At 52.2% G+C, this 19588-nt stretch carries 11 protein-coding genes; 2 read left to right on the plus strand and 9 right to left on the minus strand.

The window, feature by feature from the left end; all coding sequences use genetic code 11:
* Window positions 1-192, minus strand: a 192-nt coding sequence (locus tag PORUE0001_RS07940) for a redoxin domain-containing protein (RefSeq protein WP_262498095.1), incomplete at its 3' end; no start/stop codon positions are given.
* Between the two features lie 353 nt (window positions 193-545).
* Window positions 546-2858, minus strand: coding sequence for an outer membrane beta-barrel protein (locus PORUE0001_RS07945; RefSeq protein ID WP_039865810.1), 2313 nt, complete (start codon window positions 2856-2858; stop codon window positions 546-548).
* 340 nt (window positions 2859-3198) lie between these two features.
* On the opposite strand from PORUE0001_RS07945, the gene PORUE0001_RS07950 reads away from it, so the two are divergent.
* Both PORUE0001_RS07950 and PORUE0001_RS07955 read left to right on the plus strand, forming a co-directional pair.
* Window positions 3199-4296, plus strand: a complete 1098-nt coding sequence (locus tag PORUE0001_RS07950; RefSeq protein ID WP_007365954.1) for a DUF4431 domain-containing protein — start codon at window positions 3199-3201, stop codon at window positions 4294-4296.
* 115 nt (window positions 4297-4411) lie between these two features.
* Window positions 4412-5479 (plus strand): hypothetical protein, encoded by a 1068-nt coding sequence (locus PORUE0001_RS07955; RefSeq protein ID WP_039865811.1) that lies wholly within the window; start codon window positions 4412-4414, stop codon window positions 5477-5479.
* A 688-nt stretch (window positions 5480-6167) separates the two neighbouring features.
* Here PORUE0001_RS07955 and nifJ read toward each other — a convergent pair.
* The 7 genes from nifJ to PORUE0001_RS07990 form a co-directional block, all read right to left on the minus strand.
* Complete coding sequence (gene nifJ / locus PORUE0001_RS07960) at window positions 6168-9797, minus strand: pyruvate:ferredoxin (flavodoxin) oxidoreductase (protein ID WP_007365949.1); 3630 nt, start codon at window positions 9795-9797, stop codon at window positions 6168-6170.
* Between the two features lie 45 nt (window positions 9798-9842).
* On the minus strand, window positions 9843-11027 hold the full coding sequence (locus PORUE0001_RS07965) for an AAA family ATPase (RefSeq protein WP_007365957.1): 1185 nt from the start codon (window positions 11025-11027) through the stop codon (window positions 9843-9845).
* Window positions 11028-11593: 566 nt separating this feature from the next.
* Window positions 11594-11932 carry a DUF2149 domain-containing protein gene (locus PORUE0001_RS07970; RefSeq protein WP_007365939.1) on the minus strand — a complete coding sequence of 113 codons (339 nt, stop codon included), beginning with the start codon at window positions 11930-11932 and terminating at the stop codon, window positions 11594-11596.
* On the minus strand, window positions 11916-12533 hold the full coding sequence (locus PORUE0001_RS07975; protein WP_007365940.1) for a MotA/TolQ/ExbB proton channel family protein: 618 nt from the start codon (window positions 12531-12533) through the stop codon (window positions 11916-11918). The genes PORUE0001_RS07970 and PORUE0001_RS07975 overlap by 17 nt, the downstream gene beginning before the upstream one ends.
* A gap of 26 nt (window positions 12534-12559) precedes the next feature.
* Complete coding sequence (locus PORUE0001_RS07980; RefSeq protein WP_007365936.1) at window positions 12560-13264, minus strand: hypothetical protein; 705 nt, start codon at window positions 13262-13264, stop codon at window positions 12560-12562.
* 3 nt (window positions 13265-13267) lie between these two features.
* On the minus strand, window positions 13268-17506 hold the full coding sequence (locus PORUE0001_RS07985) for a cobaltochelatase subunit CobN (RefSeq protein ID WP_007365945.1): 4239 nt from the start codon (window positions 17504-17506) through the stop codon (window positions 13268-13270).
* Between the two features lie 35 nt (window positions 17507-17541).
* Entirely contained in the window at window positions 17542-19503 is a 1962-nt protein-coding gene (locus PORUE0001_RS07990; protein ID WP_007365947.1) for a TonB-dependent receptor plug domain-containing protein, read from the minus strand.
* Between the last annotated feature and the right edge of the window lie 85 nt (window positions 19504-19588).

The raw sequence follows: 19588 nt of genomic DNA on the forward strand, positions 1-19588 counted from the left end.
CTGAAACTCAGCATAGTTGTCGGCAAGGTCAGCTAGCTCCGTAGGACATACGAAGGTGAAGTCGCCAGGATAGAAGAAGAGTACGCTCCAGCGCCCCTTGAGATCCTCGTTAGAGACCTCGTGGAAGCCCTTGGACTTGGTATATGCGGGTACTTTGAACTCTGGTAAGTTGCTATTGATAATAGGTTGCATAGTCATTTGCATTTAAGTTTTGGATAAAGATTTATTGCCGTTGGTCGGACATCCCCACCAACAGCTACAAAGATAGGGGTAAGCACCCAAAATAAAAAGCAAACAGCATACCTAGAACAAGGTATTCTCCCCCTAATGCGAGTAGTTTCTCCCATATGAAACTAGAGTTTCTCCCATATGAAACTAGAGTTTCCTCCGTATGAAACTAGAGTTTCCTCCGTATGAAACTAGAGTTTCTCCTAGGTGAAACTAGATTTTCATCCGCATGAAAATGAATTGCCTCCCGTATGGACATAGACTGCGCCCGTACGGAGAGGAAAGCCCTACTCCCGTAGAGCCTCCTAAATGGCTATTTAAGGTTTGCTAAATGAGAGCCCCTCGTTGGCAGAGTCGGTGAGGCGAGACTCGCTATTGATCGGCTGACGGCTAGAGCTCTTGAGGCGCTTATTGCCTAGCGTACAGCTAATGCTGAGCGTGACCTTCGGACTGTGCCAGTTCTGGACGAAGGCTATCGGCTGGGAGAGCCCCATGATCTCGCCCCGTGCCACATTGCTATTTAGCAGATCGTAGCACGAGAGGGAGAGCTTCCAAGAGGCGATGCGCTTGCTAATAGATAGGTTGATCCACCACTGGCTCTGAGTCTTGTAGACTCCGACAAATAGCGGACTGTAGTAGGTAATCTGAGCGTCAAGGTACCACTGAGCGGGGAGGTTGAGCGACTGCTTGTGCTGGAGATAGTATGCGTGAAAGGTGCGGTCGCACTCGTTCCCGTCTATAGTCCCCCTGTCACGCTGCAGGTGCCAAGCTAGATAAGTAGTGGCGATCCACTGCAAGCCGTTGTCTCGGTAGATGATAGGTATGGGTGCTCCCGCTACGATACGCAGGTAGCGACTATAATCTAGATTCCCTTTGGTAATGGCATAAGCCCCTTGATATGGTGTCAAATACTCGACGATGGGGCGCTGCTCGTTGGAGAGGTTTACCTCTAGCATCGCAGCCCTTCGGTAGCTGTAGTTGAGCGCAAGGTTGTGGCGTATACTACTTTGCAGACGATCATTGCCGACACGATAGAGAAATCCCGCATAGGAGGCATACGGCATCAGATCTCTTAGCGCAGGACGCTGGTAGTAAGTTTGCAAGGAGAGTGCTAGACGATGGTTGCGCGCTATATCGTAGGCCACATTGAGGTAGGGTTGCCAGCGCACCGCTTGGTCAGATAGTAGGCGAGTCCCTTGAGCTTGGCTCGTACGGTGGTCGTAGTTGAGCTGTACTCCACCGTAGCTGTCGAGCGCTCCTTTGTGGTAGCGCAGCGTGAGGTAAGCAGAGCCGTTACTCTCATAGTACTGCTCATTGACTTGGATGGGAGCTGTGGGGGCTTGTGTCGCAAACCAGATGTTGTTTTGCGTTACCCCGAGTAGTCCCAGTAGTGAAGGGGTAAAGCGGTAGGTATAGTTCGTTGATAGGCGAAGGTAGTGATACCGATCCTGAAGCTCGCTGTCACTGTGGGAGTAGGAGCGTTGATTGCCACTAGCGGTGTAGTCGGCATAGCTTTTCCAAGCCCAGCGATCTGCAGAGAGGGTGTGATAAAGATTGACAGCCCCGACCATACGCTTCATATCGGTGTGGGCCCCCCGACTATAGTCTATATGCTCACTCGAGAGAGAGCCGTGAAGCCGTACGTCAAAGAGCTGTTGCGGAGAGATCTGCCACTCAAAGCCCGCCTGCATAGCTTGTCCACGATGAGGCGATGTGCTCGTTGTGTCAGCGCCCAGCGTAGTCGTGAGGGACTCTAGACGACGATTGTCAAAGACTTGGTACGCTATATAGCTTCGCTTGTTATCTTTATTATAGTTGAGCCTGAGCCGACCGCCCTCCGAGATCTTCCTCCGATAGCTCGCATCGGCAGAGATGAAAGCATTGAGACCCTCTCGAGGGTTCCCCTTTGTGATAATGTTGAGGACGGCACCGCTCTGCACGCCATACTCGGGTCCTGGATGGCGAATGAGCTCCACACGCCCGGCATCCTCCACGCTCAGAGAGCTGAGGTAAGCTTGAACCTCCTCAGGAGAAAGCCGTAGTATCCGACCATTGACAGCTACCGTGAGTGTGTAGAAGCCATAGACAGAGAGCCCTCCACGCTCCTCCACCTGTACCCCGGGGATTAGCTTGAGTCCGTCCAAGAGATTCCCGCCGATGGCTGCAGGATTAGCCAAAAGGTTATAGCGAGCCACACCGCCATCGTATGAGACAAATGGACGCTTGGCAACTACGACCACCTCTTCGAGTGCTTGTGCGGTGGGCGTAATGGCGATGCTCAGAGAGCTGGTAGAGCTCTTGCTCACCTCTACTTGATTTCGCTCAGGGATGTAACTGGAGCCGAGGTAAGATACTCTATACGAATAAGCACCGAGGGGGAGCTCTTGGTAAAAGCGCCCATGCTCGTCACAAACGGCGGGGAAGCAGTGCGTGGAGTCCTGACTACTGGTGAAGAGAACTACAGCATTGACCAGAGCCTCGCCCGTTGTCGTGGTCACCTCCCCAGTCACGGTGCCGATGCGCTCTTGTGCTAGCGATGCTACGGCTGAGGACACCACGAGGAGAAGTGAAAGTATGAGTCTCACGAACGTCGTCTTATGCTCCTTCGCAGGGAGGTGGCTTTCAGTCATTGCTTCTTGTTGTCTTGATAGAGATATGAGGGTGTTGGGGTGGAGCCCTTACAAAAAGAACCTCTCCCCAAAGACCCCTCCTTTACACACCTGCAAAGTTAGAAAGACTTTACGCTCTACACAATACCCGAAAGGGTACTTCTGATGTGTACCACAGTTCTAATCCGTAGATACTCTAAGAAAATGGTAGACTCTTTCGTAGTCGCTTTTATCATTCACTCTTTTAATATGATAAGTCCCTTTTAAGTGATTGCGTCTTGTTTTTTTAGATAGGGAAGAAGTATCTTTGCAAGGTAGGAGTAGTGGGATACTAGAAGACATGTTTTAGACGGTATAGATTATGAAGACTATATGGGCGGAAAAGGCTATAAAGCTATTAGAACATGCACGTGAACATATGCTCTGTCAGACATCATTTGACAAGAGTACTGCTTTTATCAACATTGACAATGCTGTTGAGGTCATGTTTAAGACTTATCTTTCTTTACCTGAATTAGTTATGGGCATGAAAAAACCTGCTTATAGCGAATTGAAAAGGTGTGGCAGTAATTTTAATCGTCTTGTTGAGCTAATGGCGATACATTATTCTGATAGATTCGTTGGTATAGACCCTACTCAAATTATACATTATCATAAGATTAGAAATAGGCTGTATCATGAACCTGGTAAATCTTCTGTATGTAATGACGATCTGAACAATTACTATGAGCTTGCCAAATTGCTCTTAGAGTATTTGTTTGGTGTTTGTCAGGATCATGACGAAGAGAACTTATTCTTACTGTATAGCAAACTAGAGGAGAATGTTGTGCAGATCTTTGGCAAGAGGTTAGCTCAAGTAACTGATGAGAGTTGGAGAAGGAAGATTGAAGAAAATGTTATCACGGAGAGCTTGTACGAATCAATGAAAAACATTTTATCAGCGTGGTATACCCTTGAAACTGCGAATAAGAAATTAGAAACAGACTCTTTACGAGCAGGATTAAAGAGTGAAATTAGATCAGCGAATAAAGTTCTTGATAAGATTATAGCAACTAACAAGATAGATGTTCTTAACCAGACAAACTTTTTCTACTATCCAAGTATATCTGAACTAACAGGGGTTGTTGAGATTAAAGAGTATTCACAATCTACACTCATTGGGGACAGTTTCAGCGAAGATGAGCTGAGTGTCAAAGTTCCCGTAATTGCACTTGAAAAACCAATAAACGTTTATCAAGACAGAGAATTCTTAGAGGAAGGTGTCTGTGATCATACAATGTATGGAATAGATTTAGTCCAATTTTACTTTACAAGGAATGCTGGTTTTAGCTCAAAGTCATATATAGGTCATAGGGTATGCTTGAGAGGAACATTGTTTGCTTGGCATACAGCGCATCACTATACTCCTATTTTGTTAGAGGCTAATAGCTGTACGCTGCTCAATAAAGATGGACACTAATTCAACAGAACCTTCGTGTTCATTGGAGGCTTTACGGGGGAGTGAGGGCGTGTGTCGCTTTTTTGCTCTTATAAGTTTTAGTAGTAACTTTGCTAACAATCAAAAACGAAGAGTTATGGGAAAGTGCAAGTACTGTGGCAAAAAGGCTGGCTTTCTATCGTCTATTCATAAGGAATGTGAGGAGCTACACACGCAAGGGCTGATCGAGTGCAAGGAGTTTGTTGAGACGACTTTGTTTAATCCCGCTGAAACCTCAACCAAAATTACAGATACCCTTGAGGTCTTCAGACAGAAGAACTTTCTAAGTGAAGACGAGATTAGGCAAATCATACAAGAAGAGGCGAAATACCATCGAGTCAACTCCACCGTTGAGCTTAATAGGCTAAGAGAACTATCTGCTGCAAATTACTTGACTCAGAAGATCTTGGACGAAAACCTTAACTCCTATTCAGAAGGCTTTATCAAGGAAAAGTGCAAGCAGTATTTTGATAGAAAAATAGAGTTGGAGGCAGTTGCTGATAGTCTTGCCACTTATCGCTATCGCAATAAAGACTTCAGAGACATCTTGCTTGACAGCTTGAATACAGCGTCTAGAAGATTTCTCGAAGATGGAGTCATTTCAGATGAGGAGCGTAGTCTATTTAACAACTTCGTCGGAGAGTTTGGAATCAATATTGGAGACCTCCCTTCCAAATATGCCGACTCCAACATTATAAAAGTCAAGCAATTGACTTTTCTTAAGGACTTGCAAAATGGTGAAAAGCCCAACTTTATTGTTGATGCAGCGCCAGTTATCTTGACAAAAGGCGAGTTTTTTGTTTGGGTATACAAAGGTGTAACTGCGTATGAGGAAAGAACAAAAAGTGAATGGGTCGGTCGCAGTGGAGGAGCTAGTATAAGAATTTGCAAAGGTGTATACTACCATGTGGGGCAGTCAAAAGGGCATAAAGTTAGTACGCAATATATGGCTGCGGTAGGGACAGGCTTTTTGATGCTCACGAACAAAAACATAATCTTCTACTCTCGCTCCAAGAGCATAAAAGTCGCGTATAAAAAGATTATTGCACTGCAACCCTATAGCGATGGCGTAGAGATCCAAAGAGAAACGAGCCAAAAACGGCTTGTCTTCTCAGGCTTTGATTCTTGGTTTATTATGAACTTGTTGTCAACACTAGAGCTCTAGGTTAAGCCTTATTTTGGGAAAGACCTTCTTAGTCCTAGATTCCGCAAATCTCACGAGTAATAACTTGTAGGAACGAACGATCGGTGCATCCGTTTCCGTTAAAGATTACAGGGGCAAGGTCGTTCAATAATGAACGCCCTTTCAGCCATCGTACGCTTCAATGCTATTGAAAAATATGTTTATTGAGCGGAGGCTGTCGGGTTGTCTGGACTGGTGGCGGGAGATGCGCGTAAGGTTGTGGTAATCTGCGGATAATGCTTGAGGGGGCTGAGGTGTGGGGAATATCTAGCGAGGAATATCCAAATAGCTCGGTGGAAAATGATTTTTCTCCACGGAGGGCCGAAATAAAAGTTCGGAAGAATGAAATGAAACTTCGGAAGAAGCAAATCAAAGTTCCGAAGAATTTTCTCGTTCCTCGGTGAAGAATGAGAAATAGCTCCGTGGGGATTTTGCAATTCCTCGGAGTAGCGTGGATATGCCTGTTTGATGCATAGCACTCCGTTTGTTAATTAATGGTTAACAGACGGGTGGGACGATTTGCTTCCACGGCTTTGGGAGCGGGTTGTGCGTCGTTTTGTGGTAAAGCGGAAGCACACAACAAAAGCCGTGTAGCTCGGATGGCTACACGGCTTTGCTATGTTGGGGAGCCTGCTGGCCTTACGCCAGAGGCTCGGTATAGTCAGACAGACTAGGTGAGGTCTACGGCATGTACCTCCTCAGGTGTGGTGGGCTCGGGCTTGGCATCAAGGATGTCAGCGAGAGGACCGTAGTCGTTTTCCCACTCGGTAGATGAGATACGTACGTAGGTGCTGTAGCGCTTGTAAGCGGAGCGGAGTGACTCGTTGGCTAGCTCCTCAGCAATATCTGGGTACATCTTGAAGAGTGAAGCGTAGCGTACCTCGCCCTTGAGGAAGTCCTTGAACTTTGTGAAGTCTGGCTCCTTGCTGTCGAGTACGAAGGGGTTCTTGCCCTCCTGCTCACGACGTGGATCGTGGTGCCAGAGGTGCCAGTAACCACACTCTACGGCGCGCTTCTGCTCATTCTGTGCACTGCCCATACCACCCTTGAGTCCGTGTGAGATACAGGGTGAGTAAGCGATCACGAGTGATGGACCCTCGTAAGCCTCAGCCTCGCGGAGTACCTTGAGCGTCTGAGCGGGGTTGGCACCCATAGCGATCTGAGCTACATAGACGTAGCCGTAGGTGGTCGCGATGAGACCTAGATCCTTCTTGCGGACACGCTTACCTGCTGCGGCAAACTTAGCGATAGCGCCTAGAGGTGTACTCTTAGAGGACTGTCCACCCGTATTGGAGTAGACCTCTGTGTCGAGTACGAGGACGTTGACGTTCTTGCCCGAAGCGAGTACGTGGTCGAGACCACCGAAGCCGATATCGTATGCCCAGCCGTCACCACCGATAATCCATTGTGAAGGCTTGACAAAGTGATGGCGCAGGTTGTAGACGTAGTGCATACGGCCCTGAGCCTCGGCATTGAGTAGGGGTAGGATCTTGTAGCTGAGCTGCTGTGAAGCATCACCATCGAAGCGCTGCTCAACCCACTCGTTGAGGAGCTGGCGTAGCTCGTCGCTGAGCTGCTCCTGACCATCCTCAAGAATCTCCTTGACGAGGTGAACGAGGCGGTTGCGGTTTGAGCTAGAGGCGATGTACATACCCATACCAAACTCAGCATTGTCCTCAAAGAGGGAGTTAGCCCATGCGGGGCCCTCGCCACGATCATTGGTTGTGTAGGGCGTAGAGGGCGCTGAAGCTGAGTAGATAGAGGAGCAACCCGTAGCATTTGCCACGACCTGACGAGTGCCGAAGAGTTGCGTCAGTAGCTTGACATAAGGTGTCTCACCACAACCAGAGCAAGCTCCAGAGTACTCAAAGAGAGGCTGTGCAAACTGTGAGTTCTTGACGTTGGACTGTACATCGACCATGTAAGACTTGTTGGTTACCTGATGACGCATATAGTCCCAGTCGCACTGCTTGTCGCGAACCTCATCAAGGTGAACCATCTTGAGCGCCTTACCCTGCTTGTTGCCTGGACAGGTGTTGACACAGTTGGAACAACCGAGACAGTCGAGGTAGTTGACCTGAATGCGGAACTTAAGACCAGCCTCCTTGAAGCCCTTGCCCGTAGCGTCAAGTAGCGCTACATTGGTACCCTGAGCCTCCTTCTCGTTGAGTAGGAATGGACGGATCGTAGCGTGAGGACAGACGAAAGCACACTGGTTGCACTGGATACAGTTGTCCTCGATCCATACAGGTACGAGGTCAGAGACACCACGCTTCTCGGAGTCGGCCGTACCAGAGTCCCAGGTACCATCCTCGCGACCTGCGAAAGCAGAGACGGGGAGTGAGTCACCACGCTGAGCGTTGATGACACGTACCACGTTGCGTACGAAGTCTGTGTCGCCTGCATGCTCGACTGCGGGCTCGTCGGGGAGGTTAGCCCACTCAGCCTTGACGGGAACCTGGATAACGTTGGCACCCTCGTCGACAGCTGCGAAGTTCTTATTGACAATCTCCTCACCCTTGCGAGAGTAAGACTTGACGATAAACTTCTTCATCTGCTCTACTGCGAGATCGTAAGGGATGACACCAGAGATCTTGAAGAAGGCGCTCTGCAGGATCGTGTTCGTGCGGTTGCCTAGACCAATGCGCTGAGCAATCTCGGTAGCGTTGATCATGTAGAAGGAGATCTCATTCTCAGCGAGGTAACGCTTGATGTGGTTAGGTAGGTGCTCCTCGATGCTGTCTAGATCCCAGACAGAGTTGAGGAGGAACGTGCCACCCTTGCGAAGACCTGCGAGGACGTCGTACATGCGTAGGTAAGCAGGTACGTGGCAAGCGACGAAGTTGGGGCGTACAACTAGATAGGTACTACGGATGGGCTGATCGCCGAAGCGTAGGTGAGAGGCGGTAAAGCCACCGCTCTTCTTAGAGTCGTAAGCGAAGTAAGCCTGGCAGTACTTATTGGTGTTTTCGCCAATGATCTTGACGGAGTTCTTGTTTGCACCGACCGTACCGTCAGCACCTAGTCCGAAGAACTTAGCTTCGTAAGCATCGCTCTCGAGCTCGACCTCTTTGCCTAGAGGAAGGGACTTGAAGGTGACGTCGTCGACGATACCAACGGTAAACTGATCCTTTGGCTCGTTCATCGCTAGATTGTCAAAGACGGCGATGATCTGAGCGGGTGTCGTGTCTTTGCTTGATAGACCGTAGCGACCGCCTACAACTAGCGGAGCATTGGGCTGTGTGTAGAGTGCGTTCTTGACATCGAGGTAGAGCGGATCACCAGCAGCTCCTGGCTCCTTCGTACGGTCGAGGACAGCGATACGCTTGACGCTCTTGGGCAGTGCACCGAGGAAGTGCTCTACGCTGAATGGACGATAGAGGTGTACAGCGACAAGTCCTACCTTCTTGCCCTGAGCGCGTAGGTAGTCGATGGACTCGCGGATAGCCTCTGTGGCAGAGCCCATAGCGATGACGACGTGCTCAGCCTCGGGATCTCCGTAGTAGTCGAAGAGGTGGTAGTGACGTCCCGTGATCTTAGCTAGCTGATCCATATAGTCCTGTGCGATAGCGGGGACTGCATCGTAGAAGGGGTTGGAAGCCTCACGAGCCTGGAAGAAGATATCACCGTTCTGAGCGGTACCACGTACTACAGGAGCATGGGCGCTGAGTGCACGCTCACGGAACTGGCGCAGAGCCTTTTGGTCAATGAGTGGCTCGAGGTCCTCGTTGGAGAGGTACTCGATCTTCTGGATCTCGTGTGAAGTGCGGAAGCCATCGAAGAAGTGGATGAAAGGTACGCGGCTCTTGATCGCGGTGAGGTGGGCAACAGCTGCAAGGTCCATCACCTCCTGCACGGAGCCCGTGCAGAGCTGTGCGAGACCCGTCATACGAGCGCTCATCACGTCCTGATGATCACCAAAGATAGAGAGAGCCTGCGAAGCGATCGTACGAGCAGCTACGTGGTAGACACCTGGGAGCAGCTCACCAGCCACCTTGTACATATTAGGTAGCATCAGGAGCAGACCCTGAGATGCGGTAAAGGTGACACCGAGAGCACCCGCCTGTAGTGCACCGTGCATAGCGCCAGCAGCACCAGCCTCACTCTGCATCTCCTGTACCTCGACGATCTCGCCGAAAATGTTCTTACGCTTAGCAGCTGCCCACTCATCGACATACTCCGCCATCGTGGAGGAGGGGGTGATGGGGTAGATAGCAGCTACTTCGCTAAACATGTAGGCGACATGTGCGGCCGCTTGGTTGCCGTCACAAGTCATTGTTTTCTTAGTTGGATTAGCCATTTCTATGTATTGATTTTTCCTTGTGTGTTGTTGTAGTTAGTCGCTTTAGTAGATAAAGCCGAAGAGCCATAGTGGGATCACGTTGTCATGACCTATGGGAATGCCTTGCACTGCGTAGTAGCGGTCCGATCGATAACGCCCGCCTAGCTCCTTGTCAATGCGAAACTCGTAGGTCTCATCTAGCACGAAGTGCACCTGTGCCCGTCCGCCCGTGTTGACCTGATGAGCATGATTGAGATGCGTCAAGAAAAAGGTGGCGTACAGCCCCGTGCTGGTCACAGGTTCGGGTACGAGTGCGTAGCCAATGTTGGTGTTTTGCAGATAGCACATAGCTGGCTTGCGTGTGGTCGTCTCTGCACCCACACGGTATAGCTGCGTGACGAGACCAGCGTCAGAGAGGATGTGCATATAGTTGGAGATGGTAGCACGCGAGGCGCTGATCATCTGCGAGAGCTGAGAGACATTGGGCGAGGTGGGTGCCGTGCGCCCCAGTTCGTAGAGTAGTCTACGTAGCTTGGGTAGCAGACGCTGGTCCAGATTGCGCAGGAAGCTCACATCAACCTCCAGCATCATGTTGATATTCTTCAGCAGATTCTCCGAGTAGTTGCGATCCTCGAGGAAGAAAGGGTAGTAGCCGTGGTGCGTATAGTCCGCTAAGTAGTTGAGCGGATTGACCATCCCCATGATCTCACGAGAGATGGTCTCGTGGTTCTTCAAGATCTCCTCTAGCGAAAGCTGCGGGAGGTCTAGTCCCGTCTTGAGCTGGATGAACTCACGGAGTGAGAAACCGTCCAGCCGGTAGACCGCTCCTGGTAGTTGCTCTTCAATGGGGAGCGCCGAGTCGTACTGCACGATCGAGGTCGTGTAGATGATCTGCAGGTCTGGCATCAAGTGCGTACAGGTCAGCAGATCCTCATGCCACGAGGGATACTTATATATTTGGTCTAGTAGCAGGTGCCGCCCGCCATGATCGTAGAAGCCCTTGGCAAAGTCTACAAGCGTCTCGCTGGTAAAGAGGAAGTTGTTCAGATTGACGTATAGACACTTCCTATTGAGCGACCCAAAAGTCCTCGCAGCATAGTCCAGTAGGAAGGTGGTCTTGCCCACGCCACGACAGCCATAGATACCGATCAGTGGGGCCGAGAAGTCAATCTCGCCAAAGAGGCTACGCTGTATCGGATTGCTCAGATTGCGCAGCAGGTAATCGTGTGTTCTATAGAGTGCTTCCACTACTTTGTCGTTGAAGTTTTTACTTGGTACCTATATCTTGGTAGTGCAAAGGTACACAAACTTCTGTAATTGACAAGTGCTCTTGGCAAAAATCTTTGTGTTTTGAGTGAACTGCCCCATTCGGATGACAAGTTGCCCACATCAAACTAGCAATGAGTAGGCACAGACTACCACTTGTTAGCGACATTCCAACCGCTTCACCTAGAGCTGCTTGGAGTTTCTTCCGTATGAAACTCTAGTTTCCTCGGTAGGAAACTCCAGTTTCTTCGGTAGGAAAATGGATTGTCATGGGCATGAAAATAGATTTTCTCCCTCATGAAAAACTCTTGCCAACCTGCTTGGCAAAGGTTTGCCACACGGGGAGACAATGTTTTTCGCCGAAGGGGCTTGCGGTTAACGCTATGGAGAGCGAGCGAGGCATTGGCACAAACGACAGCCCCCACGGGTCTCTGGTCGTAGAGAGCCGTGGGGGCTGTCGTGATTTAAGAGCTATTTAGGGGCTGGTTAGCGCTCTTTTAGCGATGGGTTAGGGATGGCTTAGCGATCTGTGAGCTGTCTGCTCCGCTTTACTCCTCGGGGATGTAAATGACCTCGCCATTCTCCAGCTCGTAGGCGATGCCGACGCGCTTGCCGCGGCGCTGACTGGAGGCGTCCTCGCTGTCGGTCGGTGTGTACCGCTCGATGGTGGAGCCTTTCTTGGAGATGATCTCCATATTGTCCTTACCGGGGTTCTTGATGATGGTAAAGTCCTCCTGCGTGAGCATCTCGGTCATGCTAAACTTTGTGACCAGTGCCACCATCAGCGCCACGGCAAAGACCATCGCTACGTCAAAGAGGTTGCTCACGAGCGACGATGGATCGGTATCGTCGTGGCGTAGGGTGCGTCGCTTACTTCTTCGTCTCATCTTCAGCTTGAGTTAGGAGTTCGTCGATGTAGTCGATGTAGATGAGCTCTTGGTGGTGATAGCGGTGGAGCCTTTGCAAGGTTAGATAGCCGATGGCGGAGACGAAGAGTCCCAGCACGGTAGTCGCAAAGGCGACCTGCATATTGTACGCCATAGTTGCCATATCGCCACTGCTAAGCCCGACGAGCGCTGGCCCCATTGGTATGAGGGTACCCATTAGTCCGAGGATTGGGCCGAACTTGGTCAAGACTTGCGGGTAGACGAGTCGCTTGTCAAGGCGTAGCTCATACTCTCCGATAAGTAGGCTACGCTCAGCAGCGGGAGCTGTGAGGAGCGAGCGCAGGAGCTCCTCAAAGAGGTCTAGCCGTGCTGTCTCTTGGCTTTCACCGCCCAGCTCTTGGCGTAGTCTGCCGAGTAGTGCGCTGGCGTCTTCACGCTGATGGGCGAAGTAGCGTCGCTGTAGTCGCTTGTAGCGCTGTGCCCGCTCAATGAGTCCGCCCAGCATGAGGAGGGCTAGGAGGAAGAGTAGGAGTAGTCCAATGATCACCGGTATGAGGAGACCATTGGAGAGGAGAAACATAGTGTCTGAAATGAATTTCATAGTAATCTGTTGTGTGTATAACTATCTTATTTGCGTGAGCCTTTTGCCTTGATGAGCATGGCTATATAGCCGACGAGCATGCCGCCAGCGAGGGTTGCGAGGAGGATGCCCAGCTCTCTAGGTGAGGAGCTGTCTAGCTGGACCTCTGGAGCTTGGGTGCGCTCTGGTATGAGGATGTAGGCTATGACGCTACCCACGGCTAGCACCCCAGCCAAGAGCATAGCGAGCAGACGGAGGAACTCCCGATCACGTATCAGGCGAGGTATCAGCTCGATGAGTAATAGGAGCACCACAGCAAAGGTTATGGTCACTGCCCAGTAATGGACCCCAGGTATGCTGTAGATGACGAAGCTCCTCAGGTAGCATAGCGCAGGTAGCATCAGTAGCGAGGGTAGCCATACGGCTATCTGGTGGCAAGCGGTCATGACCGCTACGACTAGTCCCTCTCGATGATAGATCGTACGCAGAGGTCGGTGCGCAGGGCGGTAGGTGACGACTGCCATGGTGAGCAGTAGCTCTAGCGAGACCATCATGGCGAGTGTGGAGAGCTGCTCTGCCTGACGTAGCATAGCGTCGAGGGCTAGCTTGCTCACCCGCAGGGTCGCCTGATGGGTCGCCACCAAGCCTACGATATAGAGTACCGCATGTGCTAGTCGCACCCTACGATCAGATCGTACGGCTGTGGTGGTGAGCGCCACTAGGAGTGCAAAGATGGAAACGATGAGTATCATCTCTTACTTCGTACGCTTCTTACGTCTGCTGTAAAGGAGAGAGAGTACCAGTATGAGGACGAGTACGACACCTCCTATGATGACTATCTCGGTCGTGGAGAAACTATCCTGATCCTCTGCAGAGGCAGAGCCTGAGGAGTGCTTCTTGTCCTGAGCCTTGTCCGAGTCCTTTGAGAGTACCTGCTGCTTTTGGCCAGACTGAGAGGTCACTTTGAGCGCTTTGTCTAGGGCGGCGGTGTACTCTTGCTGTTGCTCGGGTGTGAGTTGATCTTGGATCATCTTACGCAGCTTAGCATTGTCACAGACCATACCGCTACAGCCAGCACCTGCCTTTGCCAAGCTCTCGGCATGGAGCCGAGCGATGGTCTGCTTTTGCTCAGCAGTCGCCTGCCAGTAGCCCTTGCGAATGGTCTCCATCATGGAGGCGGTGAGGTCTTGCAGGGCTGCGGGGTTGTTGCGCTCGAAGAAGTCGACGGTGCCGAGCTGGTGCTTGTCCACGACATACATATCGTAGAGAGCATCCCAGAGCTCCTTGTCAATGGCGGAGGGCTTCATAACGTTCCACGCATAGGTATTGCGGATGGTTTCGTCAATAGCATCTGCCGCTCCAGCGCCCTCTTTGAGCTGCTCACGCACATAGGTGGGGTTAAGGATGGTGGTGCGAGCTTCGATGCCGATAGCTTGCTTGATCTCCTGCGTCTTGACACGACGACGGTTGCGCAGATCGGTGAAGTAGCCCTCGGGGTCCTTGCCTGTGACGTGACGCACGGAGAGGGTGAGCCCGCCCATAAACTCATAGACGTGATCCAAGCTTAGCGCACCCCACGTATTGCTCTGACGGGGCTGAACGACGGCATCGGTGTTTTGCAGTGCCGCCTCAAAGATACCCTTGGCAGTCTCGCCCCAGAGCTCTTCGTCTCCATAGATGGCGCCCATATTGTTCATATAGACCTCGGCAATCTCGCTCTCTTTCTCCCAGCGGTCACCGCTCTCGACGAACTCCTGAATGCCAGTACCGTAGGCACCGTTGAGACCGCCGAAGATGCGCTTGCCACTAAGCTTACGAGCCTGCTCGGGGGGTAAGCCATGCTCTAGGAGTACACGCTCCGCCTCGACACGTCCGAGGGCAATCTGGTTGGGCATCTTGCCATCCTTGGTCTCTGCGACGAGGTCTATAGCCTTTTGCAGGAGGAAGAGTCGGGAGGCTGCGATGTCTCGGAGCTGGCCCGAGGTCTGTATGACCACATCTACACGAGGTCTGCCGAGCTCCTTGATGGGGATGACGCGCACGTCGATCACTTTGCCACGGCGGTCACGCACGGGCTCGACACCGAGGAGCGCCATAATCTCAGCGATGGTGGTGCCCTCGCTCTCGATGAAGCTACTGCTCCAGAGCGTGAAGCTCACCTTGCGCGGTATCGAGTCGTTGTGACGAGAGCGGTAGTCGGCGATAAGTGCATCGGCTAGTTGCTGTCCGTCTTCCCACGCCTTTGCCGTGGGTGTCATCTCGGGATCAATGGCGTAGAGGTTGCGCCCTGTGGGTAGTACGGAGGGGCTGGCGATGAAGTCTCCGCCTGGCGAAGGTGCCGTATAGCCACCACGGAGCGCATTGGCGAGCGAAGCTAGCTCGAGCTGTGGCGAAGTGACCAGCATACGCTTGTAATATGGTATCTGCGCTACGGAGCGACGTAACAGGCTGACACCCTCGGCGAGGAGTACCAGCTTGGGGTCTTTCTTCGTCTCGGCACTGGCGGGCTTGCCGTGAGGAGGCATACCGCCACCCATTCCTTTAGGCATTCCCTTAGGCATACCTTTGGACATACCCTTTGGCATACCACCGCCCATCATACCTGCAGGCATACCGCCCATCATACCGGACTGTGCGCTCTCCTCTTGTTGCGCCTTGAGGAACTGATCGGCACGTGCTAGCTCGGCGCGACTAACGCCTAGAGACTGAAGGAGCGCATCAACCTCTCCCGAGGCAATCTCTCGATCCTGAACACGAGCCACGAAGCGGTCAGCAGGACGGAGGTAACGTGCGTTGAAGTAGACATCGTCCTTGATCTGGGCGTCGGTGATCCGTCCACGAGACTTGTCCACCTGAGCCAGTGCGTAGGCTATTGGGTCGACCGAGAGAAGGCGAACACTGGAGCGAATCTTCTCTGAGCTGAAGGGGACGCCTGTCGTGTACATACCGCCCACGATCTTGGCGTGAGCTAGCTCGTCAACGAAGCTGGCGATTAGCTCGATCTCGTCTCTCGTATAGGGCTTGCTCATCGTGGAGTCTAGCTTGAGGTCTCTGTGGAAGCCCTTAGCGATGGTCATCTCTTTGATCCGCTTGGAGAGTACGTCGTCATCTTTTTCCGAAGCTAGATAGCGATCGGTCAAGTCGCGTAGCGGTTGCATCTCTTTGTCTAGCTGTGTATCAATAAAGGGCGGTGCCAAGTAAGAGACTGCCTGCCCGTAGGAGCGACGCTTGGCGATCATACACTCGCCGACGTTTGCCGTCGTGTAGTAATAGATGTGTGGCAAGTCACGTACGAGTCTGTCGGTATAGTCGTAGTTGCTTAGCGCTACCTGCTTGCCGGGGATAAACTCTAGACTGCCGTGGGTGCCGAAGTGCATCAGGACATCAGCGTGCCAGCCGTTGCGTGCCCACAGATAGCTGGCTATGTATGGGTAAGCGGGTACGGAGGTAGAGCCGTGTACCATCTTGAAGTCTAGCTCTCCGCTACCAGATCCAGGCTGAGGAAGGAGCGCCACCTTACCATAAGTGAGTCGGGTCACCGCAATGCCCTCGGCACCGTCACGCTCTAAGACGAGGTCGTGACCAGGTATCGCCCCGTATCGCCCCTCTATACTGTCTTTGAGTGCAGGAGGGAAGGTTTCGTCGATCCACTGTGTCAGCTCTTTCGTCGAGACAAAGGCGGGGTAGTTGCTATGTAGCATCATCTGCTTGTTGCCCTCCGCATAGTTGTTGTAGAGTGCACCACGAGACATCAGATCCTTGGCAAAAGCCTCCTCCGTGTCGGGCAATCCCGTCAGGTCGTACCCTTGGCTCTGTAGATACTTCAGAACATTGTAGAGCGAGGGCACCACCTCGATGCCTTGCGCCACGAGACTGTTTTGTCCAGGACCCTTGAAGTAGAAGAGTGCTATGCGCTTGTCTGCGTTGCTCATCGTCTGTAGCTTGACATAGCGGTGGAGTAGTGAGCAGAAGTCGGGCAGACGCTCGGGGATCGTGTGAAACTCCTTAAAGCCCTGCTTGTTCTCCCGCAGTGTCACCAGCGCAAAGGGGAGGATCGTGCCATCTATCTCAGGCGTTACGACCGTTTGGCTGAGATAGCCACCCCACATGCCTTGCTTGTCTTTGATCCAGTCGTCATACAGCTCCGATACGAGGAGCGGAGTGAAGATAGGTACGTTGTGCTCCTTGAGCCAAGCGATGGCGGGGTCGCCACCGAAGCGTCCGTGTGCGAAGTAGATGACCGCCTGTGGCTTGATCTCCGTGAGGAACTCCAGTCGACGTGTCATAGCGCTGATTGGGTAGACGTTAAAGCCCGACTCCTCTAGCGCTCCGATCAACTCGTCCAAGTAGTCTCGGCTCGATCCGAAGGGACCTGCGATACCTGTAAAGAGCGCAATGCGAGGAGCTCCCTCCTTGTATCCATGCTCGTTGTAGTACTTCTGAAAGCTCTCGACGCTGTCGAAGGCTAGGTCGGGATCTTCGTCCGTAAAGAGCAGGTCATAGCCGTACTCTACAGGCTCTTCGATAGTGCCCGTACGGAGCGACTTACCGAGGATCTCCTTACGGATATAGTTGAAGGCCGAGCGATAGTTGCTCGTACCGCCATTAGTAAGGTACACCTCGAGCTTAAGCTGCTGGATGGAGTCGACGTTGGAGATACTATTCTCAGGCGTTGTGGTCATGTAGGCGAGGTACTTCAGGCCCTTCTCTTCGCCCAGTTGCTTGATCAGTGCACGGTCCTCGTCGGTCCACTTGAGTCCCATGCCGAAGGCGATCATAGCGTCGTAGTTCTTCAGCTCGGAGAGATCCGTAACAGCTGTGAGGCGCACATTCTCCTTGTCGGTTGCAGCCGCCATACGAGAGGCTACGAAGTCTGGCATATTGACCAGTGCGACTCGCACTGGCTTAGGCCACAAGAGATAGGCGCAGAGGATGATGACGCCCAGCAGTAGTGTGGCGCCGATGTAGTAGAGATGCTTCTTAGAGAAAGTCATAAGGAAGAAAGTCTTAGTGGGGGGCGAAGCCCTTTTTAGTAGTTCAGAGAGAGCGAAACGAAGTAGCTACGTCCAGGCGATAGCGAAGCGCCCTGCTCGACGATTGGGGTCATATAGTTGAAAAGGTTGTCGCATCCCAGCGTCAGGCTAAGGTCTAGGAGCGTCTGCCAGCGCTGTGTGACACTAGCCCTAAAGAGTGCATAGCCAGGATAGGAGGCGTACTTATAGTCGTCACTGGCATCGTCATAGACGGCAGACTTCACGCCACTGAGGTAGCGCCCAGTGAATTGTCCCGAGAGTGTGTACAAGCCCCAGCGGTGACCGTACTGTATGGAGCCGTTGATGTGGTGTGGTCTCGTGTTGCGGATATAGAAGGAGTGCGTCTTACCCTGCACCTTCATCTGCTCTAGGACGAGAGCGTAGTTGATGTTGATATCAAAGTTTGCGAAAGGTGTCACCCGTAGCATCGCCGTACCGCTCCATAGATTGAGAGGCTTGTCCCCGTTGCGATACTGGAGGACACGCCCCTCCTGCTCAGGTCGCGTATAGATACGATTGTTGATGCGGTTGTAGGAGGCCGAGAGCGAGAGATTCATAAAGGAGTTGTTGTACTCAGGAGTAATCATCACGAGGTGGCTAATCTCCGGCTTGAGGTCGCTGGCGCCTTTGATACGAAACATACCTCTGTGGTCCCAGTCCATAAAGAGCTCCTTGAGCGAAGGCGATCTAAAGCCCTCGGAATAGCTAATGCGTAGGGCGTAGTTGTGATTGCGCCACATGATCGATAGGCGAGGCGTCAGGTGCGTGCCATAGGTCGAGTGCATATCTTGCCGAATTCCTACGGTAGTGCTCCAGTTATTGTCCATACGCCAGAGCATTTGCCCGTAGAGCGTCTTGGTCGAAGCGCTGTGAACCTGATTGAGGTTGGTCACCTGTACGCTACGCAGGTTCTCATGTAGTATCTCCACACCCGCATTGAAGCTCGGCTTGTAGGGGTCTTCCGTTGGGTCGTAGTTGTACTGCATGCGAGCCGTCTGCGTCAGATAGTTAAACTGTGGCTCCCAGGGGCCCTCCTCCTTTGTAGCGAGGAAGAAGTACTTGTCTCGCTTGTATCCCTCGATGTGGTAGCTAGCCTCTACGGAGTGTCCATCGGTAGGTTTGTAGAGCAGGCGTAGATTGCCCGTGGGGCTCTGATAGCGGTTCTTCTCCTTGTCGTCAAAGTTTTGCATACGGGAGTGAAAGCGTCCCGTAGCGGTCATCGAGAGACGCTTGTCTGGGGAAAGGTAGCGTAGCTGCTCTTCCATATGAAAGGTGTAGAAGCCAGGCATCGTGCGGGGTATATCTGCACGTACGCTAGGTAGCTCGTAGTCTAGTTGCTTGGCATAGCCACCTGTCGTGGTGCTGGTCACACGACCTAGCTTCATCACCAGACGACCGTTGTAGCGCTGTATGCTCTGCGTGTCGTAGTGACCTGAGAGCGTAGCGTCGAGCTTCTTGTGGCTACGCTTCGTGATGATGTTGATCACACCGCCTATGGCATTGCTCCCATAGAGAGCCGAGCTAGAGCCTTGTAGCATCTCGATGCGCTCTATCGAGGAGGGGTCTATACGCTCTAGGTCTACGCTACTGGAGGCTCCCTCGTTGGTCATACGCTCGCCATCTATGAGGAAGAGGTAGTAGTCGGCCGAGAGACCTCGTATGCTCATCCGATTTTGCGTGCCGTGGGTGCTCGTCTGCACGCCTGGGATCACCATCTGTAGCAGATCCTCGACGGATCGTGCCTGCACCGCTTCGATCTCTTTGGGCGAGACGACACGGATCGGTATGGAGATGTTTTTCATCGGGCAACGTGTGCGAGTCCCCGTGACGACCACTTCGTCAAGACACTTGACCTTCGTACTGTCTAGGAGTATTGAGTCTTGAGGAAGGAGTGGGGTCGCGGAGAGCGAACTGGCGAGGGTAAGTAGGGAGAGGAAGATGTATAGGGAGCTTTTCATATAGTAAAGTGTGAGTGTGTGGGGGGGCTTGGAGAGCCAATAGCTACTAAGAGCTAAGGTAGCTCGGAGCCACGGAGAGCGATCG

The organism is Porphyromonas uenonis 60-3, assembly GCF_000174775.1.
Classification (GTDB): domain Bacteria; phylum Bacteroidota; class Bacteroidia; order Bacteroidales; family Porphyromonadaceae; genus Porphyromonas; species Porphyromonas uenonis_A.

What these genes read in the sequence shown, in the direction of transcription:
- PORUE0001_RS07945 (WP_039865810.1), bottom strand. Translation starts at nt 2,858, where the DNA reads ATGACTGAAAGCCACCTCCCTGCGAAGGAGCATAAGACGACGTTCGTG.
- PORUE0001_RS07950 (WP_007365954.1), top strand. Translation starts at nt 3,199, where the DNA reads ATGAAGACTATATGGGCGGAAAAGGCTATAAAGCTATTAGAACATGCA.
- PORUE0001_RS07955 (WP_039865811.1), top strand. Translation starts at nt 4,412, where the DNA reads ATGGGAAAGTGCAAGTACTGTGGCAAAAAGGCTGGCTTTCTATCGTCT.
- nifJ (WP_007365949.1), bottom strand. Translation starts at nt 9,797, where the DNA reads ATGGCTAATCCAACTAAGAAAACAATGACTTGTGACGGCAACCAAGCG.
- PORUE0001_RS07970 (WP_007365939.1), bottom strand. Translation starts at nt 11,932, where the DNA reads ATGAGACGAAGAAGTAAGCGACGCACCCTACGCCACGACGATACCGAT.
- PORUE0001_RS07975 (WP_007365940.1), bottom strand. Translation starts at nt 12,533, where the DNA reads ATGAAATTCATTTCAGACACTATGTTTCTCCTCTCCAATGGTCTCCTC.
- PORUE0001_RS07980 (WP_007365936.1), bottom strand. Translation starts at nt 13,264, where the DNA reads ATGATACTCATCGTTTCCATCTTTGCACTCCTAGTGGCGCTCACCACC.
- PORUE0001_RS07985 (WP_007365945.1), bottom strand. Translation starts at nt 17,506, where the DNA reads ATGACTTTCTCTAAGAAGCATCTCTACTACATCGGCGCCACACTACTG.
- PORUE0001_RS07990 (WP_007365947.1), bottom strand. Translation starts at nt 19,503, where the DNA reads ATGAAAAGCTCCCTATACATCTTCCTCTCCCTACTTACCCTCGCCAGT.